At 67.1% G+C, this 24,303-nt stretch carries 25 protein-coding genes; 17 read left to right on the top strand and 8 right to left on the bottom strand.

The annotated features are described in order from the left end of the window. Positions 1-37: 37 nt before the first annotated feature. From ccoN to ccoP, 4 genes are read left to right on the top strand one after another with little or no spacing between them, the layout of a single operon-like run. On the top strand, positions 38-1,639 hold the full coding sequence (gene ccoN / locus DW2_RS16865) for a cytochrome-c oxidase, cbb3-type subunit I (RefSeq protein ID WP_038148344.1): 1,602 nt from the start codon (positions 38-40) through the stop codon (positions 1,637-1,639). A gap of 12 nt (positions 1,640-1,651) precedes the next feature. Next, positions 1,652-2,380 (top strand): cytochrome-c oxidase, cbb3-type subunit II, encoded by a 729-nt coding sequence (gene ccoO / locus DW2_RS16860; protein ID WP_038148343.1) that lies wholly within the window; start codon positions 1,652-1,654, stop codon positions 2,378-2,380. A 12-nt stretch (positions 2,381-2,392) separates the two neighbouring features. Further along, a complete protein-coding gene (locus tag DW2_RS16855; RefSeq protein WP_038148342.1) occupies positions 2,393-2,593 on the top strand; it encodes a CcoQ/FixQ family Cbb3-type cytochrome c oxidase assembly chaperone in 201 nt (66 codons plus the stop codon). A gap of 30 nt (positions 2,594-2,623) precedes the next feature. Beyond that, on the top strand, positions 2,624-3,508 hold the full coding sequence (ccoP, locus tag DW2_RS16850) for a cytochrome-c oxidase, cbb3-type subunit III (protein WP_038148341.1): 885 nt from the start codon (positions 2,624-2,626) through the stop codon (positions 3,506-3,508). Positions 3,509-3,618: 110 nt separating this feature from the next. On the opposite strand, the gene DW2_RS19880 is transcribed toward ccoP, so the two are convergent. Further along, positions 3,619-3,765: a hypothetical protein gene (locus DW2_RS19880; protein WP_156103011.1), complete on the bottom strand. Its 147-nt coding sequence runs from the start codon at positions 3,763-3,765 to the stop codon at positions 3,619-3,621. After that, positions 3,762-3,923: a hypothetical protein gene (locus DW2_RS19875; protein ID WP_156103010.1), complete on the bottom strand. Its 162-nt coding sequence runs from the start codon at positions 3,921-3,923 to the stop codon at positions 3,762-3,764. Before DW2_RS19875 ends, DW2_RS19880 begins: the two co-directional genes overlap by 4 nt. A 101-nt stretch (positions 3,924-4,024) precedes the next feature. On the opposite strand from DW2_RS19875, the gene DW2_RS16845 reads away from it, so the two are divergent. From DW2_RS16845 to ccoS, 5 genes are all read left to right on the top strand, one after another. After that, entirely contained in the window at positions 4,025-4,915 is an 891-nt protein-coding gene (locus tag DW2_RS16845) for a LysR family transcriptional regulator (RefSeq protein ID WP_038148340.1), read from the top strand. A 107-nt stretch (positions 4,916-5,022) separates the two neighbouring features. Next, positions 5,023-6,471, top strand: coding sequence for a cytochrome c oxidase accessory protein CcoG (gene ccoG, locus DW2_RS16840; protein ID WP_038148338.1), 1,449 nt, complete (start codon positions 5,023-5,025; stop codon positions 6,469-6,471). A gap of 5 nt (positions 6,472-6,476) precedes the next feature. Continuing rightward, positions 6,477-6,932 (top strand): FixH family protein, encoded by a 456-nt coding sequence (locus tag DW2_RS16835; protein ID WP_038148381.1) that lies wholly within the window; start codon positions 6,477-6,479, stop codon positions 6,930-6,932. Positions 6,933-6,936: 4 nt separating this feature from the next. Further along, positions 6,937-9,162, top strand: a complete 2,226-nt coding sequence (locus DW2_RS16830; RefSeq protein ID WP_038148337.1) for a heavy metal translocating P-type ATPase — start codon at positions 6,937-6,939, stop codon at positions 9,160-9,162. Between the two features lie 10 nt (positions 9,163-9,172). Continuing rightward, positions 9,173-9,334, top strand: a complete 162-nt coding sequence (ccoS, locus tag DW2_RS16825; RefSeq protein WP_038148336.1) for a cbb3-type cytochrome oxidase assembly protein CcoS — start codon at positions 9,173-9,175, stop codon at positions 9,332-9,334. A gap of 187 nt (positions 9,335-9,521) precedes the next feature. Here ccoS and DW2_RS16820 read toward each other — a convergent pair whose 3' ends face one another. Then, positions 9,522-11,273, bottom strand: coding sequence for a serine hydrolase (locus DW2_RS16820; RefSeq protein WP_038148335.1), 1,752 nt, complete (start codon positions 11,271-11,273; stop codon positions 9,522-9,524). A 235-nt stretch (positions 11,274-11,508) separates the two neighbouring features. Beyond that, positions 11,509-12,207, bottom strand: coding sequence for an HAD family hydrolase (locus DW2_RS16815; RefSeq protein ID WP_038148333.1), 699 nt, complete (start codon positions 12,205-12,207; stop codon positions 11,509-11,511). A 122-nt stretch (positions 12,208-12,329) separates the two neighbouring features. Here DW2_RS16815 and clpS point away from each other — a divergent pair, with 122 nt between their 5' ends. The 3 genes from clpS to DW2_RS16800 all read left to right on the top strand — a co-directional run bounded on the left by clpS (position 12,330) and on the right by DW2_RS16800 (position 14,649). Then, positions 12,330-12,656, top strand: coding sequence for an ATP-dependent Clp protease adapter ClpS (gene clpS, locus DW2_RS16810; RefSeq protein WP_038148331.1), 327 nt, complete (start codon positions 12,330-12,332; stop codon positions 12,654-12,656). Between the two features lie 84 nt (positions 12,657-12,740). Continuing rightward, the gene (locus DW2_RS16805) at positions 12,741-13,796 is read left to right on the top strand and encodes a class I SAM-dependent methyltransferase (protein ID WP_038148330.1); all 1,056 of its coding nucleotides are present in this window, start codon (positions 12,741-12,743) and stop codon (positions 13,794-13,796) included. Positions 13,797-13,839: 43 nt separating this feature from the next. Next, complete coding sequence (locus DW2_RS16800) at positions 13,840-14,649, top strand: SDR family NAD(P)-dependent oxidoreductase (protein ID WP_038148329.1); 810 nt, start codon at positions 13,840-13,842, stop codon at positions 14,647-14,649. Between the two features lie 15 nt (positions 14,650-14,664). On the opposite strand, the gene DW2_RS16795 is transcribed toward DW2_RS16800, so the two are convergent. Continuing rightward, positions 14,665-15,072, bottom strand: coding sequence for a hypothetical protein (locus DW2_RS16795; protein ID WP_038148328.1), 408 nt, complete (start codon positions 15,070-15,072; stop codon positions 14,665-14,667). 115 nt (positions 15,073-15,187) lie between these two features. Between DW2_RS16795 and hemF the strand changes: the two genes are divergently transcribed. Further along, on the top strand, positions 15,188-16,087 hold the full coding sequence (gene hemF, locus DW2_RS16790; RefSeq protein WP_038148327.1) for an oxygen-dependent coproporphyrinogen oxidase: 900 nt from the start codon (positions 15,188-15,190) through the stop codon (positions 16,085-16,087). A gap of 128 nt (positions 16,088-16,215) precedes the next feature. Here hemF and hemE read toward each other — a convergent pair whose 3' ends face one another. Next, positions 16,216-17,247: a uroporphyrinogen decarboxylase gene (gene hemE / locus DW2_RS16785; RefSeq protein WP_038148326.1), complete on the bottom strand. Its 1,032-nt coding sequence runs from the start codon at positions 17,245-17,247 to the stop codon at positions 16,216-16,218. Positions 17,248-17,345: 98 nt separating this feature from the next. Here hemE and hemC point away from each other — a divergent pair, with 98 nt between their 5' ends. Next, positions 17,346-18,299, top strand: a complete 954-nt coding sequence (hemC, locus tag DW2_RS16780; protein ID WP_038148380.1) for a hydroxymethylbilane synthase — start codon at positions 17,346-17,348, stop codon at positions 18,297-18,299. A 22-nt stretch (positions 18,300-18,321) separates the two neighbouring features. Here hemC and DW2_RS16775 read toward each other — a convergent pair whose 3' ends face one another. Continuing rightward, positions 18,322-18,879 carry a hypothetical protein gene (locus tag DW2_RS16775; RefSeq protein WP_038148325.1) on the bottom strand — a complete coding sequence of 186 codons (558 nt, stop codon included), beginning with the start codon at positions 18,877-18,879 and terminating at the stop codon, positions 18,322-18,324. A gap of 187 nt (positions 18,880-19,066) precedes the next feature. Here DW2_RS16775 and DW2_RS16770 point away from each other — a divergent pair, with 187 nt between their 5' ends. Further along, positions 19,067-20,272 (top strand): MFS transporter, encoded by a 1,206-nt coding sequence (locus tag DW2_RS16770; RefSeq protein WP_038148323.1) that lies wholly within the window; start codon positions 19,067-19,069, stop codon positions 20,270-20,272. 70 nt (positions 20,273-20,342) lie between these two features. Here DW2_RS16770 and DW2_RS16765 read toward each other — a convergent pair whose 3' ends face one another. Then, entirely contained in the window at positions 20,343-20,969 is a 627-nt protein-coding gene (locus DW2_RS16765) for an arylesterase (RefSeq protein ID WP_038148322.1), read from the bottom strand. A gap of 82 nt (positions 20,970-21,051) precedes the next feature. Here DW2_RS16765 and DW2_RS16760 point away from each other — a divergent pair, with 82 nt between their 5' ends. Both DW2_RS16760 and DW2_RS16755 read left to right on the top strand, forming a co-directional pair. Further along, on the top strand, positions 21,052-21,738 hold the full coding sequence (locus DW2_RS16760; protein WP_038148321.1) for an ABC transporter ATP-binding protein: 687 nt from the start codon (positions 21,052-21,054) through the stop codon (positions 21,736-21,738). Continuing rightward, positions 21,735-24,242, top strand: coding sequence for an ABC transporter permease (locus DW2_RS16755; RefSeq protein WP_038148320.1), 2,508 nt, complete (start codon positions 21,735-21,737; stop codon positions 24,240-24,242). The genes DW2_RS16760 and DW2_RS16755 overlap by 4 nt, the downstream gene beginning before the upstream one ends. Positions 24,243-24,303 lie beyond the last annotated feature (61 nt).

Genomic DNA, 24,303 nt, shown 5'->3' with positions numbered 1-24,303 from the left:
TCCGCCGAGGGGCAGACAAGACGAAGGGACGCACAAAATGTGGGATTACATCAAGCTGATCGCGCTTGGTCTCGTAGCGGTTTTTGCCGCTATCGCGGCCGGTTACGCGCGCGATCTCGCCTATCAGGTGAATGCCGTCGAGGTCATGCTGGTCGCGGCGCTCGCGTTCATCTGGGTGCTTCGCACCATGGGAAGCCGCCAGCCGGCTGCTGAAAATGAATATTTCGACGGTGTTATTCGCGCCGGGGTCATCGCCACCGTTTTCTGGGGTGTCGTGGGCTTCCTGGTCGCGGTCGTCATCGCGTTTCAGCTCGCCTATCCGGCGCTGAATTTCGAATGGGCTCAGGGATACCTGAACTTCGGCAAGCTGCGCCCGCTGCATACCTCGGCGGTGATTTTCGCCTTTGGCGGTAACGCATTGATCGCGTCGAGCTACTATGTCGTGCAGCGCACCTCGGCCGCGCGCCTCTGGGGCGGCGGTCTGGGCTGGTTCGTGTTCTGGGGCTACAACCTGTTCATCGTCCTCGCGGCGACCGGTTACATCCTGGGCGCGACGCAGTCGAAGGAATATGCGGAGCCGGAATGGTATGTCGATATCTGGCTGACCATCGTCTGGGTCGCCTATCTGCTGACCTTCCTCGGGACCATCTTCAAGCGCAAAGAACCCCACATCTATGTCGCGAACTGGTTCTACCTGTCCTTCATCGTCACGATCGCGATGCTGCATGTCGTGAACAACCTGGCGATCCCGGTCTCGGTGTTCGGGTCCAAGTCGGTGCAGCTCTTCTCGGGCGTGCAGGACGCGATGACGCAATGGTGGTACGGCCATAATGCGGTGGGCTTCTTCCTGACCGCCGGCTTCCTCGGGATGATGTATTACTTCGTGCCGAAGCAGGCCGAGCGCCCGGTCTACAGCTACAAGCTGTCGATCGTTCACTTCTGGGCGCTGATCTTCCTCTACATCTGGGCCGGTCCGCACCACCTGCACTATACCGCGCTGCCCGACTGGGCCTCGACGCTGGGCATGGTGTTCTCGATCATCCTGTGGATGCCGTCCTGGGGTGGCATGATCAACGGCCTGATGACGCTCTCGGGCGCCTGGGACAAGCTGCGCACCGACCCGATCATCCGCATGATGGTGGTGTCGATCGGCTTCTACGGCATGTCGACCTTCGAAGGCCCGATGATGTCGATCAAGGCGGTGAACTCGCTGTCGCACTACACCGACTGGACGATCGGTCACGTGCATTCGGGCGCGCTCGGCTGGAACGGCATGATCACCTTCGGGATGCTCTACTTCCTGGTGCCGCGCCTGTGGGCGCGGGAAGGGCTCTACTCGCTGAAACTGGTGAGCTGGCACTTCTGGCTCTCGACGATCGGGATCGTGCTCTATGCCGCCTCGATGTGGGTCGCCGGGATCATGCAGGGTCTGATGTGGCGCGAAGTGGACAGCCAGGGCTTCCTCGTGAACGCCTTCGCCGACACCGTGGCCGCGATGCACCCGATGTTCGTGGTGCGGGCTCTGGGCGGGGTGCTCTACCTCACCGGTGGCATCATCATGGCCTATAACCTGTACATGACGGTCGCTCGCAAACCGCGCGTGGAAGCGCGTTCGGTTGCCGCGATGCCGGCTGAATAAGGAGGAGAACAGATGGGACTTCTCGACAAGCACGGCGTCATCGAAAAGAACGCCACGCTCCTGCTGATCTTCGCCTTCCTCGTCGTCACCGTCGGCGGCATCGTGGAGATCGCACCGCTCTTCTATCTCGAAAACACCATCGAAGAGGTGGAGGGCATGCGCCCCTACACGCCTCTCGAGCTCACCGGGCGCGACATCTACATCCGCGAGGGCTGCTATGTCTGCCACTCGCAGATGATCCGCCCGATGCGCGACGAGGTGGAGCGCTACGGCCACTATTCGCTGGCTGCGGAGTCGCAATATGACCACCCGTTCCAGTGGGGCTCGAAGCGGACGGGGCCCGACCTCGCCCGCGTCGGCGGCCGCTACTCGGACGGCTGGCATGTGGATCACCTGACCAACCCGCAATCGGTCGTGCCGGAATCGGTGATGCCGAAATACGGCTTCCTGCTGAACCGGATGGTCGATGCGAACCATATCGACGAGCGTCTGAAGACCGACGCGATGGTGGGCGTGCCCTACACGTCCGACATGATCGAGAACGCCAAGGCGGACTTTGCCGCTCAGGCCGACCCGAACAGCGACTATGACGGCCTTCTGGAGCGTTATCCCAACGCCACCAACGTCCGTAACTTCGACGGTCGACCGGGAATTTCCGAGATGGACGCGCTGGTCGCCTATCTCCAGGTTCTCGGCACCATGGTCGATTTCTCGACCTTCCAACCCGTGGCCAGCCGGTAAGGGATAAGCAAGATGGACTATCATCTCCTCAGAGAGTTCGCGGACAGCTGGTTTCTGATCTTCCTGTTCGTGTTCTTCATCGGGGTCTTCCTCTGGGTCTTCCGGCCCGGGGCACGCAAGACCTACGAGGATACGTCCGCCATCCCCTTCCGGAATGAAGACAAACCCGCCAGTTCCGAGGCGTCCGGCTCGCGCCGGACCCCTCAGGAATGACGGCGCCACGTTCGAAGGAGGCGTGGAATTATGAGCAAGAGACCAAACAAGCAAAAGCATGAGGTCGAGACCACGGGGCATTCGTGGGACGGCATCGAGGAATACAACAACCCGCTGCCCAAGTGGTGGCTCTGGACCTTCTATGCCTGCGTCGTGTGGGGCGTCGGCTATTCTATCGCGATGCCCGCCTGGCCGATCTTCAAGGACGGGGCGACGCCGGGCGTGCTCCATTCCTCGACCCGCGCCAACGTGCAGACCGAGATCGACAAGTTCGCCACGATGAACAAGCCGATCCAGGAGAAGCTCGTGGCGGTGGATCTCAACGAGATCTCGGCCGATCCCGAGCTGAAGAACTATACCCAGAATGCGGGCGGGGCCGTGTTCCGGACCTGGTGCGCGCAATGCCACGGGGCGGGCGCGGGCGGCAATTCGCAGCTCGGCTATCCCAACCTGCTCGACAGCGCCTGGCTCTGGGGCGGCACGATGGAGGATATCCACTTCACCGTGACCCACGGCATCCGCAACGAGACCGACCCGGACGAAGAGGCCCGGTACTCGCAGATGCCCGCCTTCGGCAAGGATGGCATCCTCGAGCCGCAGCAGATCGACGAGGTCGTGCAATATGTTCGCCAGATCTCGGGGCAGGAGCATGACGCTCAGCTCGCGGATGCCGGCGCGACCGTGTTCGCCGACAACTGCGCGGCCTGCCACGGCGATGACGGCACGGGCGACCAGATGCAGGGCGCTCCGAACCTGACCGACGCCGTCTGGCTCTATGGCGGCGATGTCGCGACGCTGACCGAAACCGTGACCAATGCCCGTTTCGGCGTGATGCCGAACTGGAATACGCGCCTGTCGGAAGCCGATATCCGCGCGGTCGCGGCCTATGTTCACGGCCTCGGCGGTGGTCAGTAATACCGAATTCTGAGGGGCTTCGGTCCCTTGGAACGCACCGGCACCCCGTCCTGTTCGCGCGTTTCCTGGGGTGCCGGTGCCCTTATCAGTGAGCCTCTCATCCGTGAGGCTCACTTTTCCTTTATCTGATATGCATCTTTTGCGAAAGCAAGCTTTCCCGTTTCGCGAATGCGGCGATGCGAGCCGGCCACGGGCGCGGTGGGAGACCGGTCCATCCGTGTCGCGACCGCGAAGCTTTGGGCCCAGATCCCGATCATTGCCGCATCCTCCGCACGCGTTCCCAGAAGCCGGGGCGGTGCGTCAGATCATGGCGGCGCGGGGCCTCCGGTTGCGGCAGATGCGGCCAGTTGCTTTGCGGCGGATCGAGGCTCATCCGGGCGGGAAAGAGCGGGTCGGGTGTAACTCTGGCTTTCATGGCGGATCTCCTGTGCGGTGCATGAACTCTGGTCATGATGCGCTCTCTGCGAAAATATGCGACTCAGGAAACTTTCGGATATGTAAGTAGAGGTTACGGTCATGGACTGGCGATCTCTCCCCCCGCTCACCGCGTTGCGCGCTTTCTCGGCCTTTGCCGAATGCGGTTCCGTCGCGGGCGCCGGACGCGCGCTCAACGTCTCCCATGCGGCGATCAGTCAGCAACTGCGCGCACTCGAGACGCATCTCGATCTGAGCCTCGTGGACCGCTCCGGAGCGCGGCCGCAGCTTTCTCCGGAGGGGCGGCAGCTCGCGCAGGCGCTGCAAGAGGGGTTCGGCACGATCGCGCAGGCGATCGCCGCGCTCAGCACCGAAGGCGATACCCGCCCGCTGCAGATCTCGACCACGCCGGGTTTCGCCGCATCCTGGCTCATGCCGCGGCTGCCCGCCTTTCGCGAGGCCCATCCCGAGATCGGCCTGAGCATCGACCCCTCCGCCTCGGTCGTCGCGCTCGCGCCAGGCGGGGTGGAGGTTGCGCTGCGCTTCGGAAATGGCAACTGGCCGGGGCTCGAGTCGCGGCTTCTCGTGCGCTCGCCCCTGGCGGTCGTCGCCGCGCCCGCTCTGGTGGGAACGGGGCGCTACGAGACCCCCGCCTGTCTGCGTGGCCTGCCGCTCCTGAAGGAGCTCGGCACGTCGGAAGCGAGCGACTGGTTCGCGCGTCAGGGCATCGGCGGCGATCGCGCGCAGGGCGTGACCGTCCTGCCCGGAAATCTGCTGATCGAGGCGGCGCGGCGCGGGCAGGGGGTGGCCGTGACCGCGCGCGTGTCTGTCGAGGAGGATATCGCCGCGGGCCGGTTGCGCCTGCTATTTGAAGAAGGCGTGGAAAAGGGCTATTACACGGTCACGCGACCGGGCGTGAAGCGGCCGGCGCTGCGCCATTTCCTGACCTGGCTTCACAAGCAGGCCACGGAGCGAGAAAGAACCGGTATGTAACGATTTCCTGCATGGCCAACCTGTCTTTTTGACGCAGGTCAAAGTCGTCACGTCTATGTCATACCAGAACGAGCCCCGGACGCAGACTATTCAGAACGGAGAGAGTCGTGAGCTCCACCGAGACCCCAGAACCGCCGCCCCTCTATTCCGCGCGCGAACCCATCTTCCCGCGCCGCGTGAAGGGGGACTTCCGCCGGCTGAAATGGATCCTGATGGGGGTGATGCTGGGCCTCTACTACATCCTGCCCTGGATCCGCTGGGATCGCGGGCCCGAGCTGCCCGATCAGGCAGTGCTTCTCGACCTCGCCAATCGCAGATTCTTCTTCTTCATGATCGAGATCTGGCCGCAGGAATTCTATTTCGTCGCGGGCCTGCTGATCATGGCGGGGCTCGGTCTGTTCCTGTTCACCTCCGCGCTCGGCCGGGTCTGGTGCGGCTATGCCTGCCCGCAGACGGTCTGGACCGATCTTTTCATTCTCGTGGAGCGGTGGGTCGAGGGTGATCGCAACGCCCGGATCCGCCTGCTGCGCCAGGACTGGAACGCCGAGAAGATCCGCAAGCGCGTCACCAAATGGACGCTGTGGCTGCTGATGGGGCTCGCCACGGGCGGGGCCTGGGTCTTCTACTTCACCGACGCGCCGACGCTGCTGCGCGAGCTCTTCGCCGGAACCGCCTCGCCGATCGCCTATATGACGATCGCGGTGATGACCGCCACGACCTTCGGTTTCGGCGGCTTCGCGCGTGAGCAGATCTGCATCTATGCCTGCCCCTGGCCGCGCATCCAGGCCGCGATGATGGACGAGGACACGATCACCATCGCCTATCGCGAATGGCGCGGCGAGCCGCGCGGCAAGCTGAAGAAGGGCGAGCACGATCCGACGCAGGGCGATTGCATCGACTGCATGGCCTGTTTCAACGTCTGTCCGATGGGCATCGACATCCGCGACGGGCAGCAGCTCGAATGCATCACCTGCGGGCTGTGCATCGACGCCTGCAACGAGATGATGGACAAGATCGGCAAGCCCCGCGGCCTGATCGGCTACATGGCCCTCAAGGACGAGGCCAACGAACGCGCGGGCAATCCGGTCGTGAATGTCTGGAAGCACATCCTGCGCCCGCGCACGCTCCTCTATTTCACGCTCTGGGGCGGGATCGGGGTCGGGCTGGTGGTGGCGCTCTTCATGCGCTCGCCGATCGATTTCAACATCACGCCGAACCGCGATCCGCTCTTCGTGGTCGAACCCTCGGGCGCGATCCGCAACATCTACACGCTGCGCCTGCGCAACAAGCACGGCACCGACACCACCTTCAAGGTGACGGCCGTGGCGCCGACGCCCGAGGATCAAGCGGCGCTCAGCCTCCTGCTCGAGGGGAGCGAGGACAACACCGTCTCGGTGCCCGCGGATGACACCTTGACCCAGCGGCTCTATATTATGGCGGCACCCGGGTCGAAACTCGCCTCCACCGAGCGCACGGAGCTGACGATCTGGATCGAGGATGCGACGAACAAGGACCGGGTCTCGGAGACGGCGGTCTTCAACGGAAGAACGGAATGAGCGCGATGAGCAAGCCCCTTACCGGACGCAAGGTTCTCCTGATCGCGGTGGCCGCCTTCGGCGTGATCATCGCGGTCAATGTGGTCATGGCCTGGCAGGCGGTCAGCACATTCCCCGGCCTCGAGGTGGAGAACTCCTACGTCGCCTCGCAGGAATTCGACCGCAACAAGGCCGCGCAGGACGCGCTCGGCTGGAACGTCTCGACCGAATATTCGGGCGGCAAGCTGAGCTTCGTGATCCGCGACAAGCAAGGGCTGCCCGCCCGGGTCGCCTCCTTCGACGCGCTCGTCGGCCGTCCGACCCATGTGCGCGAGGACATGAAGCCGGTCTTCGACAATGTCGGCGGGATCTTCGTGGCGCCGGTCGATCTCTCGCCGGGGGTGTGGCTGGTCCATCTCGACGCCAAGGCCGCCGACGGGACCCATTTCCGGCAGCGGATCGACCTGTTCGTGAAAGGCTGATGAGATGACCGTCTCGCCCGCCAGCCCTGCGCCTCGCAACGCCTATGAGGAAGAGCACGTCTCCGCCTCGGCTTGCCCGGCCTGCATCGCGGCCCCTTCGGCCGAGCAATTGGCGAAATCGGGCGATATCAAGGGCGCGCGGATCATGCTCTCGCTGCCCACGGCCCATTGCGCGGTCTGCATCACCGATGTCGAGCGCGAGCTGATGAAGCAGCCGGGCGTGAAATCGGCCCGGGTGAACCTCACGCTCAAACGCGCCTCGGTCGATGCGGAGGGCGATGTCGAACCGGCCAGTCTCATCGGCGCGCTGGACCGGATCGGCTACGAGGCGCATGAACTCGATCCCGGGATGCTTTCGGCCACCGAGGCCGACAGGCGCGGCCGCGACCTGCTGATGCGGATCGGGGTTTCGGGCTTCGCGATGATGAACATCATGATGCTCTCGATCGCGGTCTGGTCGGGGGCGCAGGACAGCACCCGCGATCTCTTCCACTGGATCTCGGCGGCGATCGCGATCCCGACCACGGTCTTCGCGGCCCAGCCCTTCTTCGCCAACGCGCTCGCCGCGCTGCGCGGGCGGCGCCTGGGGATGGACGTGCCAATCTCGCTCGCGATCATGCTCGCGCTCGGGATCTCGCTTTTCGAAACGGTCCATTCGGGCGCGCATGCCTATTTCGAAGCCGCCACGATGCTCACCTTCTTCCTGCTGGTGGGGCGCTATCTCGACTATCGCACCCGCGCCGTGGCGCGCTCGGCGGCCGAGGAACTGGCCGCGCTTGAAGTGCCGCGCGCAACCGTTCTGCGCGATGGCGCGGAGGTCGCCGTTGCGGTGGGCGAACTGGCGCCCGGCGATCTGATCCGGGTCCGCCCCGGCGGCCGGATCCCCGCCGATGGCGAGGTCCTCGAGGGGCATTCCGAAAGCGACCGCTCGCTCTTGACGGGCGAGAGCCTGCCGGTGCAGGTGGCACCCGGCATGGTGATGAGCGCGGGCGAGGTGAACCTCACCGGCCCGCTCACGCTGCGGGTCACCGCCGCGGGGCGCGACAGCTCGCTGCACCGGATGGCCGATCTGGTGGCGGCGGCGGAATCGGCGCGCACGAAATACACCTCGCTGGCCGAACGCGCCGCGCGGCTCTATGCGCCGATCGTGCATGTGCTCTCCTTCGTGGCGTTCTGCTCCTGGGCCTGGGTGACGGGGGGCGATTTCCGGCTCGCGGTGAACATCGCGGCGGCCGTTCTCATCATCACCTGTCCCTGTGCGCTCGGCCTCGCGGTGCCCGCCGTGGTCACCGCGGCGAGCGGCAAGCTGTTTCGCAAGGGGCTCCTGATCAAGGACGGGACCGCGCTCGAACGCATGGCCGAGATCGACACGGTCGTCTTCGACAAGACCGGCACGCTGACGATGGGCGCACCGCATCCGCAAAACCTCGATGACCTCGATCCCGAGGCGCTCTCGGTGGCGATGGCGCTGGCCGAGGGATCTTCCCACCCGCTGGCCCGCGCGCTGCACGAGGCGGCGGCAGGGCAGGGGGCGCAGGCCGCGCAACTCGAGGATCTCCGCGAGGTGCCCGGCTACGGCATCGAGGGCCGGTGGCAGGGCGAGACCGTGCGGCTTGGCCGCGCGAACTGGATCGGGGCCGAGGAGGGGGCGAGCACCGCCACCCATCTGCGCATCGGGGCGCGGCCGCCGGTTGCGATCACCTTCGCCGACAGTCTGCGCCCGGGCGCCGAAGAGGCGGTCGCGGGGCTGCGCGCGCAGGGCAAACAGGTCTGGCTCGTCTCGGGCGATGTCGAGGGGGCGGTCGCGGAGCTCGCGGGGCGGCTCGATATCGGGCACATGCGCGCGGGCGTGCTGCCGCAGGAGAAAGCGCAGCTCGTGGCCGACCTGACCGCTCAGGGCCGTCGCGTTCTGATGGTGGGCGACGGGCTTAACGATACCGCTGCGCTCGCCGCGGCGCATGTGTCGGTCTCGCCGGCCTCGGCGCTCGATGCCGCGCGCACCGCATCCGATATCGTCCTTCTCGGGCGCGATCTCGCCCCGGTGGCCGAGGCGGCGACGATCGCGGTGCAGGCGCGTCGCCGGATCAAGGAGAATTTCGGCATCTCCATCGTCTATAACGTGATCGCGGTGCCGCTCGCTCTCGTCGGGCTCGCGACGCCGCTGATGGCCGCGCTCGCGATGTCGGCCTCCTCGATCACGGTGTCGCTCAATTCCCTTCGACTGCGCTGAGGAGACCGCCATGGAAGCCTTGCTCTATTCGATCCCGATTTCCCTGCTGCTTGGCGGGGTCGGCCTCGCGGCCTTCTGGTGGACGATCCGTACCCGGCAATATGACGATCCGAAAGGCGATGCCGAGCGGATCCTCTCGCCCGAATATGACGACCATCCGAAGCAGGAATGAGACCGCAGAGCGGCGCCGCACTCGCGAGGCTACCGGCGCCGGGACGCGTCGATCCGATCTCTTCACCTAGAGCGAAATACCCCCGCCGGAGGCTCCACCGCGCACCGCCCATGCCGCCCTCGGAGGGAATGAGAAAAGCCGCGCCCCGAAAGGCGCGGCTTGTCTGATCGGATCCCGCGGAGGAAGATTACGGTCCGATCACCTTGCAGTCCATGGCGCGGGCTTGAAGCCGTGCGCAGGCGAGCTGCGCCATGTCCTCGGTCATTCCTACGAAATTCGCCTCATAGCCGGTCGTGCGGCGCGCGACCTTGCGCAGTGCCTCTCCCAGCGTGTCGGTCTCCATCAGCGCGGTGGTCAGCATGTGGCGCTCGGCGGCGAAACGCGAGCCGTACTGGCCGATGCTGACACCCCAGTTGCGCCCGCCCGAGCTCGAGACGCGGGCCACGACGCGGGGTTTGGCCTGCGGGGTCGGGGCGGGCGGCGTCAGCGCCGCGAGGATCACCTGCGAATCCGTCGCCGCCGCATCTTGCTGACCGGTCTGGCTCTTGTCGCCTGCGGATTTGAGCGCGTTGGTCACATCGAGCGAGCGGGCCTTGGCGAGCTCGAGGGTTTCGGGCTGCGGCTTGGTGTCTTGCAGGAATTGCGGTCCGGTCTTGCCATTGGTGCCCGGCTCGTAGGAGGCGAGCTGGACGTCGCTGGGCTCGATGGCGGCGGCGACATCGCCCGCGCCTGCCTGCGCCGGTTCGGCCGGCTTGGCGGGGGCGGCCGCGACCTGCACCGCGCGCGGCGAGGCCATCGGGCGCGGGCTCGCGGTGATCGTCGCCCCGATGCCCGCAGGGCCTGCATCGGCGATCACGCTCTCTTGCGGATCGGCCTGCGCCGCACCCGAAGCGTCTGTGTTCTCGGCCACGTCTTCGGGGATGTCCGTCGTGGCATCGTCGACCTGATCGCCCTGAACGGCTTCGGCCAGCGCCAGTGCGATCGCGTCGCCGTCAGCCGCGGGCGGCGCGGGGCGCAGATCGGGGCGCGGGCTCGCCTTGGGCGCGAGGTTCTTCGCCAGCAGCGCCGGTTCGTTGCCCTGCGGCGCGATATAGGCCGGGATCTTCGGGCGCAGGATCGGGGCTTTCCCGGGGGCGCGCTTGAAGCCCAGATCGAGCAGGTCGGCCATCTTGGCATTGCGCTGCGCGGTCGAGGTGCCGCCGAAGACGGTGGCGATGATCCGCTTCGAGCCGCGCTTGGCCGAGGCGGTCAGGTTGAAGCCCGAAGCCGAGGTGTAGCCGGTCTTGATCCCGTCCGCGCCCTCATAGGCGTTCAGGAAGCGGCGGTTGGTCGAATAGACCTTGGCGATCTTCGCATCGGCCGAGCGGCGCGAGAAGATGTTGTAATATTGCGGGAAATCGAAAAACAGGTGGCGGCCGAGGATGGTCATGTCATGCGCGGAGGACAGGTGGCCCCGGCGGGTCAGGCCATTGGCGTTCACGAAATGGGTGTTGGTCATGCCGAGCTGGCGCGCGGTGCGGTTCATCCGCTCGGCAAAGCCCGCTTCCGAGCCGCCGATGAAATCGCCGAGGGCCGCGGCCGCATCGTTGGCCGATTTGATCGCGGCGGCGCGAATCAAGTAGCGCACCGCGATGCGCTGGCCCGGGCGCAGCCCGAGGCGCGAGGGCGGCTGGCTTGCGGCGTGCTTGGTGACGGTGACGATGGAATCGAGGCTGAATTCCCCATGCTCGATGGCTTGGAAGGTGATGTAGAGCGTCATCATCTTCGTCAGCGAGGCGGGGTGGAGCGGGGTGTCGGCGTTCTTCGAGTAGAGCACCTCGCCGGTTCGCATGTCCATGACGAGGGCCGCATAGGGCGCAGCGAGCGCCGCGAGCGGTGCGAAAATGGTCAGGAGGACGACTAACAGCCCATGACGGACCCATCGCGCAAGCGTGGTCACGGTTTCACCTATTTATCACTGCCTCAATTGCCCCTTTTTCGTGAGCTCGATTTATGAAGAGCTCCGGGGTTCCTGAAAAATATCGTAACATGACCCGCACAGGCTGAAAACCACCTATTTTCAAGAGCTTTCTCAGCGATATTCAACCAGTCTCCCTACATGTTGTGGGTCGTCTGGGTGGTGGGGTCATTCCGTTGATGTCGGCAGTTGAATGTGGCGAGAAAATGGCGGGCTCTCAGCCTTCGATCCGCGCGATGAAGTGCGGCAATCCGCCGAGATCGGGAAGCTCCGCGAAGCGCGGATGGTCGCGCGGCGGTTCGGCATGTTCGAAGGCCCAGGTCAGCTCGTGCGGCACATGCACGCCCCATCCGCCGGCCTCGATCATCGGGATCACGTCGGACTTGAGCGAATTGCCGGCCATCAGGCCTTCCTCGGGGCCGCTGCCATGGCGGGCGAAGACCTCCATATAGGTGTCGGGCCGCTTGTCGGAGACGATCTCGACCGCATCGAAGAGATCGCCCAGCCCCGATTGCGCGAGCTTGCGCTCTTGGTCGATCAGGTCGCCCTTGGTCACGAGCACGATCCGGTGGCGGTCGGAGAGCTGTTCGATCACCTCGCGGGCATGGGGCAGCAGCTCGATCGGATGGGAGAGCATCTCGCGTCCGGCCGAAAGGATCTCGGCGAGCACCGTGGCGGGCACGCGCCCCTCGCTCACCTCGATCGCGGTCTCGATCATCGACAGGGTGAAACCCTTCACGCCGAATCCGTAATGCGCGATATTGCGGGTCTCGGCCGCGATCAGCCGGTCGGACAGGTGGTCGGGCCCGGCATGCTCCGCCATCAGTTCGGTGAAACGCGCCTGTGTGAGCTGGAAGAACCGCTCGTTGTGCCAGAGCGTGTCATCCGCATCGAAACCGATCGTCGTGAGCCGCATTACCTCGCCCCGTGCTGCATTTGCGAAATCCAGAGGCTTTTCATATGTCACGAACTGCCTATATTTCGCCAGAGCCCTCAACGAATCCTGAAGCTGGAATACCCGTGACCGAGCCTCTTCACATGATGTCCGATGATGACCAGGACGACAGCGAAGGCGCCCCCGGTGTCGCGACCAAGACCCGGCCGAAGACGCAGCGCCCGCCGATGTACAAGGTCATGCTGCTCAATGACGATTACACGCCGATGGAATTCGTCGTGCATATCCTCGAGCGGTTCTTCGGCATGAACCATGCGCAGGCCTTCGAGATCATGCTGACCGTTCACAAGAAGGGGCTGGCCGTCGTCGGCGTGTTCTCCTTCGAGGTCGCCGAGACCAAGGTCGCGCAGGTGATGGATTTCGCGCGCCGCCATCAACACCCTCTGCAATGCACCATGGAGAAGGAATAGCGCACCGCGCTTTCTTGCAAATATCGCGCCGCCCGCCTATCTGGCGGGCTCGTTTCGTTCCAGAAGTCTGCCCAGAGTTCCACCATGAGCCATCCCCGTCTCTCGCTCGCGCTCGATGCGCCCGACGCGTTTCCGCCCGAAGGCGACATCGCGCTCTTCGCTCCGGCGGGGGCGCTCGATCTGGGCGGCCTCACGCTGGAGCGGCTCGTCGCGCTGCAGCCGCTCAAACCCGATCACGATGCGCTGGCCGCGCGCGGCCTGCGCGTGGCGACGGAGCCCGAGGGAACCTACGCCGCGGCGGTGGTCTTCGCACCGCGCGCCAAGGCCGAGGCCAGGGCGCTGATCGCGGCGGCGGCATCCCATGTCGCGCCCGGCGGCCCGGTCTATGTCGACGGGGTGAAGGCGGAGGGGATCGATTCCCTGCTCAAGGAGCTGCGGGGCCGGGTGGATCTTTCGGCGCCGATCGCGAAGGCGCATGGCAAGATCGCCTGGTTCGCCGCCGATCCCGCCCCGCTGGCGGACTGGCTCGCGGCCGATATCGAGCCCACCGAGGGGTTCGTGACCCGGCCCGGCGTGTTCTCCGCCGACGGGGTGGACGAGGGCTCGGCGCTGCTCGCCGCCTGCCTGCCCGGAACCCTGCCGGCACGCGTGGCCGATCTCGGGGCGGGGTGGGGCTGGCTCTCGGCGCAGATCCTCGCGCGCAAGGGCGTCGAGCAACTCGACCTGATCGAGGCCGACAAGGTGGCGCTCGACTGCGCGCAGCGCAACATCACCGATCCGCGGGCTCGGTTCCACTGGGCAGACGCGACCCGCTTCTCGCCGGCCGAGCGCTACGGCGCGGTGGTGATGAACCCGCCTTTCCACGGCGCGGCGCGCGGCGCGGAGCCCGCGCTCGGGCTTGCCTTCATCGCGGCGGCGCGCGCGATGCTCTCTCTCTCGGGAACGCTCTGGATGGTCGCGAACCGGCATCTGCCCTACTCGGATGCGCTGGCCGCGGCCTTCGCCGAGATCGAGGAGATCACGCCCCCTTCCGGCCCCTCGACCCGGTTCCGCATCATTCGCGCGGCCAAGCCCATCGCGGCGGGCAAACACGCCACAGCCGCTCCGAAACAGGGCCGCGCCCCTCGCAAGCGGCGCTGAACGCGCCTAACTTGCGCCCACTCAATCACGGGAGCTACCCGCAATGTCGCTTTCCATTTCCGGCAAGACCGCCATCATCACCGGCGCGGCCCACGGCATCGGGCTCGCGATCGCGCGCCATTTCCTCGATCGCGGCGCCCAGGTGATGTTCGCCGATATCGACGAGGAAAAACTGCTCGCCGAACTGGGGGGAGAGGCCAAGTCCGAAGGCCCCGCGCGCTATTTCGCGGGCGACCTGTGCGAGAAGCTGACGGTGAAGAACCTGCTCTCCGCGACGGTCGACGCCTTCGACCGGATCGACATCCTCGTCAATTGCGCGCGGGTCTTCGCGCCCTGCGATCCGCTCGATCCCTCGAGCGAGGTCCTCGACGACATGCTCAACAAGAACATGAAAGCATCCCTGCGGGTCTCGCAGATGACCGCGAAGCGGATGATCAAGCAGGCCGAGGACGAAGGCCGCAGCGAGGGCGAGATCGGCGCGATCATCAATGTCTCGACGCTGGCCTCGGCGCGCACCCAGCCCGAACTGATGGCCTATTCGATCGCCTGCGCGGCGCAGGATCAGGCGATCCGTTCGCTCGCGGTGGCGCTCGCGCCGCAGCGGATCCGGGTGAACGGGGTGAGCTTCGCCTCGGTGATGAGCCGCTCGCTGCAGGACGCGCTGAAGGAGAACGACGACTGGCGCGAGGCGATCTGCGAGGGCACGCCGCTGGGCCGGATCGCGCCGCCCTCGGAACTGGCCGAGACGGTGCAATATCTCGCCTCGAGCGGGGCGAGCTTCGTGACCGGGCAGATCATCCATGTCGATGGCGGGCGCGGCCTGCTCGACCGCGTGCAGGTGCCGGCCTTCTGAGCCGCTCCTGCGGTCTTATTTCGGCTCTTCGGGATAGGCGGCCTTGCAGGCCGCGATCTGTGCCTGCGCGGCGCGGGTCAGCTCCGCCTGCCGCTTGAGCAACCCGTCGAGCTTGCGTTCTTCCGCGGCCGGGTCGATCGGCGCCGGGCGGCGATGGGTGACGGGGTAATCCTCGAGGCACATGCGCGGGCGCGTGATCTGCTTGCCGTCCTTCTCGATCGTGTCATAGCCGCAGACCTCCCAGCGGACCGAGGTGGTCTCGTATTCCTCCCAAGCATAGCCGCGGGCGAGGTTGCCCTGAACCTCGGCGACCAGCGCGTTCACCCGGCGCAGCTCGACCGTGGCCTGCCGGATGCAGCGTTCCTGCGGTGTCCCGCAGGCAGCGAGCACGACGAGCGGCAAGAGCAGAAGCAGGGCACGCATGGCGGATCTCCTTTGCCAGTCAGCCTACGCCCTCGCCGCGTTCCGATCAATCGCGCCCTTCCCGCAGGCGAACCGGGCTGCTAAGGACAGTCGCAATGTTCAAGGAGGCCCCCGCATGAGTGACAGTCCCGAGAGTTTCGACGACCGCAAGGCACGCGCGAGCCAATGGTTCTCCGATCTGCGCGACCGGATCGTCGCGGCCTTCGAGGGGCTCGAGGACAGCCATGCGCAGGGCCCGCTCGCCGATCAGGCGCCGGGCCGGTTCGAGGTCACGCCGACCGAGCGCAAGGGACCCGCGGGCGAAGACCATGGTGGCGGCAAGATGAGCGTGATGCGCGGCGGCCGCGTCTTCGAGAAGGTGGGCGTGAACATCTCGACCGTCTGGGGCGAGCTGGCGCCCCGCGCGCAAAAGGCGATGGCCGCGCGTGGCGTCCCGGGCATGGAGCAGGACCCGCGGTTCTGGGCCTCGGGCATTTCGCTGGTCGCCCATATGCAGAACCCGCATTGTCCGGCAGTCCACATGAACACGCGGATGTTCTGGACCCCGCAGGCCTGGTGGTTCGGGGGCGGGGCGGATCTCAACCCCTGCCTCGAATATGACGAGGATACCGCCCATTTCCACGCCGAAATGCAGTGCGCCTGCGACGCACACGACCCGGAATACTATGCGCGTTTCAAGGCCTGGGCGGACGAGTATTTCTTCATCCCGCATCGCGGCCGCGCGCGCGGCGTGGGCGGGATCTTCTATGACGACCTGAATACCGGCGACTGGGAGGCGGATTTCGCCTTCACCCGGGCTGTCGGCGCCGCCTTCCTTCCCGCCTATGTTCCGCTGATCGAGAAGCGCCGCGTGCAGGACTGGTCGGAGGAGGATCGCGAGGCGCAACTGCGCCACCGCGGGCTCTATGCCGAATACAACCTCGTCTATGATCGCGGTACAAAGTTCGGCCTCGAGACCGGCCATAATGCCGATGCGGTGCTGATGAGCCTGCCGCCGGTCGCGAAGTGGTATTGAGCGCCGGGTGATCCACCGGGCCGGGGAAGGGGGCGCTGCCCCCTCTGGCTTCGCCATTCACCCCCGGGATATTTGGATCAAGAGGAAGGGGCGGTGCGGGACGCCCGGCGCGCCCCGCGGGCCGGAACTCACCCGTTGCGGATCGTCTCGATCATCAGCGCCACGTTCTCGGGATCGGCATCGGGGGTGATGCCGTGGCCGAGATTGAAGATATGGGGGCCGTTCCTGAACGCCTCGACGACATGGCGGGTGGCGTCGATCAGCGCCTGACCGCCGGTGATCATGTGCTTGGGATCGAGATTGCCCTGCACGCAGCCCGAGATCTGCACATTCCGCGCCGCCCATTCGGGGCTCACCGAATTGTCGATCGCCACGCAATCCGCGCCGGTCTTCTCGTGGAAGCCGATATATCCCTCGCCCGCCTCGCGCGGGAAGGCGATCACCGGCAGGCCCGGGAAGCGCGCCTTCATCTCGGCGATGATGCGGCGCGCGGGTTCGACCGCGAATTCCTCGAAATCCGGACCCTTGAGCGAGCCCGCCCAGCTGTCGAAGAGCTTGACCACCTCGGCCCCGGCCTCGACCTGTTTCGAGAGATATTCGATGGTCGAGACGGTGAGCAGGTCGATGATCTTCACGAAAGTCTCGCGATCCTCGGCCTTGAGCGCATGCGCGGGGCCCTGATCCTTGGTGCCGCGGCCCGCGATCATGTAGGTCGCGACCGTCCAGGGTGCGCCCGCAAAGCCGATCAGCGTGGTCTCGCGCGGCAATTCGCGCGACAGGATGCCGACGGTTTCATAGACCGGGGCGAGCGTGTCATGGATGTCGTCGCGGCCCTTGAGCTTGGCGAAGTCGCTCGCGCTCGTCGTGGTCGAGAGCCGCGGGCCCTCGCCGGTGACGAACCACAGATCCGCGCCGAGCGCCTGGGGCAGAAGCAGGATATCGGCGAACAGGATCGCCGCGTCGAAACCGTAGCGGCGGATCGGCTGCAGCGTCACCTCGGCCGCGAGTTCGGGCGTGTAGCACAGCGAGAGGAAATCGCCCGCCTTGGCGCGGGTCGCGCGGTATTCGGGCAGGTAGCGGCCCGCCTGTCGCATCATCCAGACCGGAGGGGTCGGGAGAATCTCGCCATTGAGTGCCCGCAGGATCGTCTTTTCAGCCATTCGCGCCTCCTCTTTGCTCCCCTTCATCGCGACCTGTGGCGTCATGTCAAGCGCGGGCCTTCTTGCGCGGACGATCCGTCGCGGGTAAGCCGATGCTCATGACCCAGATGCCCGATGCGAAATCCCCGCTCAAGATCGGCACCCGCGGCTCGCCGCTGGCGCTTGCCCAGGCTCGTGAAACCCGGCAGCGGCTGATGGCCGCGCACGGGCTGCCCGAGGAGGCGTTCGAGATCGTGGTGATCAAGACCACGGGCGACGACCGGGCGATGATCGCGGCCGACACGCCGCTCAAGGAGATCGGAAACAAGGGCCTCTTCACCAAGGAAATCGAAGAGGCGATGATCGCGGGGCGCATCGATATCGCGGTCCATTCGATGAAGGACATGCCGACCGAGCAGCCCGAGGGGCTGGTGCTCGACTGCTACCTGCCGCGCGAGGATGTGCGCGATGCCTTCGTCTGCCTGGATCACGACAGTATCGGCATGCTGCCCCATGGCGCGACGGTCGGCTCCTCGAGCCTGCGCCGGCGCGCGCAGCTTGCCCATCGCCGGCCCGATCTGGAACTCGTCGAGTTCCGCGGCAACGTGCAGACCCGGCTGAAAAAGCTCGAGGACGGGGTCGCGGCGGCGACTTTCCTCGCGATGGCCGGGCTGCGGCGGCTCGGGATGGAGGACGTGGCGCGCGCCGCGATCTCGCCCGAGGAGATGCTCCCGGCCGTGGCGCAGGGCGCGATCGGGATCGAACGGCGGATGGCGGATGCGCGCGCCGAGGCGCTGCTCGACGCGATCCACGACATCGAGACCGAGCATCGGCTCGCGGCCGAGCGTGCCTTCCTCGCGACGCTCGACGGCTCGTGCGAGACGCCGATCGCGGGGCTCGCGGTGATCGAGGGCGACCGGCTGTGGCTGCGCGGCGAGATCCTGAGGCCCGACGGGTCCGAGGCGCTCTCGGACGACCGCTGGGGCGACATCTCCGACGGCGCGGCGATGGGCGAGCACCTGGCCCGCGACCTGCTGTCCCGCGCGCCGAAGAATTTCTTCGACTGGCGCTGATATCTCTCTGGATCGGGCTGACTCAGATCAATCGTCCCGAAGCGCGCTTCTCGAGCGCCACCCGCATCTCCTCGACCTCGCCCTCGCCATAGCCGCGCAGGGCGAGCCGTTCGAGCGGGGCAAGCTCGCACCAAAACCGCTTGAGCACCTTGTTGCGTTGCGGCTTGGGGATCTCGGCAAGGCGCATCTCGTAGATCTCGTCCGCCGCCACCAGGAGTTTCGGATGCAGGCTTTCGAGCAGCGGCTCGAAGGCAGCGCGCGCGCTCGCGGCGTTGCGCAGCCGCAAGATCGCGGCCTCGCCGATGGTGAGGGTCTGCGCCAGTCCCCAGCCGAGAAGGTCGGCGGCGCGATGGGGCGGGCAGGGGGCCTGACCGGTGAGGCCATAGGTCAGGCAGAGAACGGCCTTCTCGTCGGAGGGGAGCGCTTGCACGACCCGGGCGCAGCGCTGCTCAAGCCGGGTTTCGGCATCCTCGAGCCGTCCCAGCCGGGGCGTCATCACCTCGCCGGACGGGGCCTCGGCGCGCAGGAGGATGTTGCGGATCACGGAGTCGAATTTGGAAGCGATGTGTCTGGAGAGCATGCGTTGCCTTTCCACGATGCGATCTGTCTCTCCTTCCCCAACGCGCCCAGACAGGCGCACGTGCCACGCAATCCGGTGACGTGGCGGAAACCCGCCCATCGAGCCGCAGACGGGGCTCTGCGCCGGGCGGAGGGCAGGGGCCGGCAAGTGTCTTGCACTCGGGCGCGAAGCAGCGCATGGGAGGGGCATGTTCGCGCCTCTTCGCCTCGTCCTGACCGACCCCGCCCTGCGCCTCGCCGCGATCCTGCTCGTGCTCTTCGGGGCGCATGCGGCGACGATGGGGCCCTATGTCTCGGCGCTCGCGATCAAGGTGTTCGGCCTCTCGGACAGCGCCTATTCGGCGGTGCTGCTCGGCGCTTCGGTGCTGTCGGTCTCGGCTTCGGTGGGGCTTGGCATCCTCGCGGATCAGCGGGCCAATCGGCGCGTGATCGCGCTTGGCACCTCGGCGATGCTGATCCTCGGCTCGGGCCTCGTGCTCGCGGGCGACAATGCGACCGTCTTCGTGGTGGCCAACACGCTGATCCTGCCGCTCTCGGCCTCGATCTTCGGCCAGCTCTTCGCGCTCTCGCGGCTCGCGGCCTCGACCCATCCCGAACCCGACCGGCCCGCGATCCTCTCCACCCTGCGCGCGCTCTTCGCGCTGCCCTGGCTGGTGGTGCTGCCGATCTGGTCGGTGATCTTCGATCAGGGCGCGCCGCTGACCTCGATCTACCCGGTGACGCTGAGCCTGGGGGCGGCGATCCTCGCGCTCACCTACCTGTTCTGGCCGCGCGACGGGGCGACCCGCTGGCCGGACCCGAAATCGGGGCTGAGTTTCCGCCAGTCGCTGCACGAGATGGCCAATCTGCCGATCCTCGCCCGGGTCGTGGCGCTCGGCACGATCAATGGCGCGGTGATGCTCTATCTCGTCGTGATGGGCCTCGTCTTCGAGGCGACGCCCGGGCGCGGGGCTGCCGATACCGCGCTTTATGCCGGGATCATGGCGGGGCTCGAAGTGCCCTTCATGCTCGCGCTGCCGCTGGTGATGGGGCGGATCTCGCGCAATACGCTGATCTGGGTCGGGAGCGCGCTCTACGCGACCCATCTCGGGCTGATCCCGTTGCTGGCGCCCACGCCCTTCGTCTGGCTGCTCACGCTGCCCGGCGCGGCGGGCGGTGCGGTCGTGCTCACCCAGCCGATGGCCTATCTGCAGGACCTGCTTTCGAACCGACCCGGCGCGGGGGCCTCGCTGATGGCGCTCCAGAAGCTCGCGGGGGACGGGTTCTCGGCGGCGATCTTCGCCATCGGCACGGCAATCGCGGGCTACGAACTGGCCGCCGCCGCGGGCGCGCTTCTCGGCGTGGCGGGCGCGGGCGCGCTCTGGGCGCTCGACCGGCGCGCGGCGCGCAGCTGATCCGCGCCCCCTTCACCTAGACGGAAATACCCCTGCCGGAGGCATCCCAGCCGCGCCAGCGTCGCAAGCCTCAGTTCCCCGGCTTCACCTTCGCCAGCAGATCGAGCACCTTCGGCCCGAGCGCCGCGATCACCTTCTTCACGCCCGCGGGCGAGGGGTGGATATTGTCGGGCTGCATCAGGTCGATCTTCGCGCGCTCCTCGATCGGGGTGTCGGTGATCGGCTGCAGCAGGTTCGGCACGAGGACCGCGTCGTATTTCTGGGCCAGGTCGGGCCAGATCGCATCGAATTCGGTCTGGTAATCGGGGCCGTAATTGCCCGGGGCGGGCAGGCCCGCGATCAGCGCCGGGATGTGCTGCGTCTGAAGCTTGGCGAGGATCGCGTCGAGATTGGAGCGCGCCTCGCGCGGCGGCAGCCCGCGCAACAGGTCATTGCCCCCGAGCGCGACGATCACCGCATCGGGACGCGGCGTCAGCAGCCAGTCGATCCGCGACAACCCCCCGGCCGTGGTGTCTCCCGAGACGCCGCCATTGATCACCTGAACATCCTGCCCGTGTTCGCGCAGCCAGCTTTGCAGCTGCGGCACCAGCCCGTCTTGCGGATTGTCGAGCCCGTAGCCTTGGGTGAGCGAATCCCCGAGCGCGAGGATCGAGACCTGCGCCGCGGCCGGCAGGGCGGGGGCCGGACCGAGCAGCATGACGAGAAATCCGGCCGCGATCCGCTTGCGTAACGCCCCGAGCGGACCATATCCCTTTGAAGCAAAAGAAAGACGGCGGCGCATGAATGAGACCATTCTCGAACTGAAGGCGGCGCGGCTCGCGCTCGAGGGCAATACCGGGCCGGTCGAGATCCTGCGCGGGATCGACCTCGCGATCGCGCGGGGGGAAAGCGTCGGGCTGACGGGGCCTTCGGGATCGGGCAAATCTTCGCTCCTGATGCTGATGGGGGGGCTCGAGCGGGCCACCTCCGGATCGGTCACGGCTCTGGGTCAGGATCTGTCGCGCATGTCGGAAGATGCGCTGGCCCGTTTCCGCAGAGGTAATATGGGGGTGGTTTTCCAAAGCTTCCACCTCATCCCGACGATGACCGCGCTGGAAAACGTCGCGATGCCGCTCGAGATCGCGGGCGTCGCGCGGGCGTTCGAGCGCGCGCTGAGCGAACTCGACGCAGTCGGGCTCGGGCATCGCGTCGATCACTATCCGAGCCAGCTTTCGGGCGGCGAGCAGCAGCGCGTCGCGCTCGCCCGCGCGGTGGCGCCGCGCCCCGCGATCCTTCTCGCCGACGAGCCTACCGGCAATCTCGACAGCGCGACCGGCGAGACGATCATCGAGATGCTCTTCGACCTGCAGGCGCGCCACGGGGCGACGCTGGTTCTTGTCACCCACGCCCCCGATCTCGCCGCGCGCTGCGGCCGGATCGTGGAGCTGCATGACGGGCAGGTCGCGGGCGCGGAGAAATCTGCATGAGGACCGCCCTCACCATCGCCCGGCGCGAGCTCCGCTCGGGGCTTCGCGGGTTCTGGGTGATGCTCCTGTGCCTGATGCTGGGCGTTGCCGCGATCGCCGCGGTCGGGTTGGTGCGCTCCGCCATCGAACGCGCGCTCTCCGATCAGGGGGCGGTGCTTCTGGGCGGCGATGCGCAATACGAATTTACCTATCGCCGCGCCAAAGCCGAAGAACTGAGCTGGATCGCGGAGCACGCCGAGCGCGTGTCGGAGGTGATCGATTTCCGCTCGATGCTCGCGACCGGCACCGACCTTGCCGACCGGGCGCTGACCCAGGCCAAGGCGGTCGACGGGGCCTATCCGCTCGCCGGCAAGCTTCAGCTCGACCCGCCGGTCGGGATGGGCGCGCTCAAGGGCGAGGGGGGCAGGCCGGGGATCTTTCTCGACCCGATCCTCGCCGATCGTCTGGGCCTGGAACCGGGCGATCCGGTCAAGCTCGGCGGGCAGGACTTCGTCATGATGGCGCGGATCCTGCGCGAGCCCGACAGCACCGGCACGGGCTTCGCGCTCGGGCCGCATTCGATCGTGTCGCTCGCGGCAATCGAGAAGACGCCGTTGCTCGCCCCAGGCTCACTCTTCGAGACGGAATACCGCGTCACACTGCCGCCCGGAACGGAACTCGCCACGCTCAAGCGCGACGCCCTGCGCCGGTTCGAGGGGGCGGGGATGCGCTGGTCCGACCGTCGCCGCGCGGCCCCCGGCGCGGAACGCTTCGTGCAACGCCTCGGCTCCTTCCTCGTGCTGGTGGGGCTCGCCGGGCTTGCCGTGGGCGGCGTCGGCATCTCGGCCACGGTTGCGGCCTGGATCGAGCGGAAAGCGCCCACGATCGCGACGCTGCGCGCGCTCGGCGCGACGGGGGCGGTCATCCGGGCGGCCTTCCTGATCCAGCTCGCGGCAATCGGTTTGGTGGGTATTCTCCTGGGGCTCGGCCTCGGCGCTGGCCTCGTCTTCGGCACTTCGGGGCTGATCGAGCGGGCGCTGCCGCTGCCGGTGACGCTCACGCTCGATCCCGGCCCGCTCGGCGAAGCCGCGCTCTACGGCGCTCTGGTGGCGACGCTCTTCGCGCTCTGGCCGCTCTCGCGGATGGCGGGAATGCGCGCAGCACGGCTCTATCGCGACACCCGCAGCGGGCGGATGCTGCCGGGCTGGCCGACGCTGATGCTGACGGGGGCGCTCCTGAGCGTGATCGTCGTGGTCTCGGCGCTCTTCTCCGGGCTCTGGGGGCTGACGCTGTCGAGCCTCGGCGGGATCGCCGTCGCGCTCCTGATCCTCGCGCTCGCCGCCGCGCTGATCCGCCGCGCCGCGCGCGGCGCCCGGCATCTCGCCCGCGGGCGTCCGGTGCTGCGCGCGGCCCTCGCCGCGATCGGCGGCCCGCGCTCCGAGGCGCGCCCCGTCATCCTCTCGCTCGGGCTCGGGCTCTCCGTGCTCGCCGCGGTGGGGCAGGTCGATCAGGGGCTCCGCCATGCGATCGACCGGGATCTGCCCAAAGTCGCGCCGGCCTATTTCGTCCTCGATATCCAGCCCGACCAGATCGACCCCTTCGAGACCCTGCTGGGCCAGATGCCCGAGGTCAGCAAGGTCGAGGCGGTGCCGATGCTGCGCGGCGTGATCACCAGGATCAACGGGCAGGATGCACGCAAGGTGGCGGGCGAGCACTGGGTGCTGCGCGGAGACCGGGGCGTGACCTATGGCGATGCCCCGCGCGAGAAACTCACCGCAGGCGAATGGTGGCCCGAGGATTACACCGGGCCGCCGCTTGCGAGCTTCTCGGCCAAGGAGGCGCAGGAGCTGGGGCTGAAACTCGGCGACACGATCACCGTCAACATTCTCGGCCGCGACATCACCGCGACGATCAGCTCGTTCCGCGATGTCGATTTCTCGACCGGCGGGATCGGTTTCGTCCTCACCCTCGACCCGGCGGCGCTGCGCGGCGCGCCCCATACCTGGCTCGCGACCATTTACGCCCCGCCCGAGGCCGAGGCGCAGGTGATGCGCCAGCTGGCCGAGCGATTTCCCAATATCACCGCGATCCGGGTCCGCGACGCGATCGCGCGCGTCACCGAGGCGCTCTCCGCGATCGCGCGCGCGACGTCTCTGGCGGCTGGCGTAACATTGCTGACGGGGTTCGTGGTGCTGGTGGGCGCGGCCGCCTCGGGCGAGCGCGAACGGGCCTGGGAAGCGGCGATGCTCAAGACGCTCGGTGCGACGCGAGGCGCGATCCTCGCGAGCTTCGCGCTGCGCTCGGCGCTGATGGGCGCGGCGGCGGGGCTGGTCGCGATCCTCTTCGGCGGGCTCGCGGGCTGGGCGGTGGTCCATCAGGTGATGGGGGTGGATTACCGCTTCGCCCTCGCGCCGGCGCTCGTGATCGTGCTCGGCGGGATGCTCGCGACGCTGATCGCCGGTCTGCTCTTCGCGCTGCGCCCGCTCGCCGCGCGCCCGGCCGGGGTGTTGCGCGCACCCGAATAGCGCGGTCGTGGGCGGTTCGCGCGGACGCCTCCGGCGGGGGATCTGAACCTCGGTGAAGGCA

It is taken from the genome of Thioclava atlantica (assembly GCF_000737065.1).
GTDB lineage: Bacteria > Pseudomonadota > Alphaproteobacteria > Rhodobacterales > Rhodobacteraceae > Thioclava > Thioclava atlantica.
Note: the sequence above shows the minus strand (reverse complement) of the source record. Positions and strands in the feature narration are given on the sequence as shown.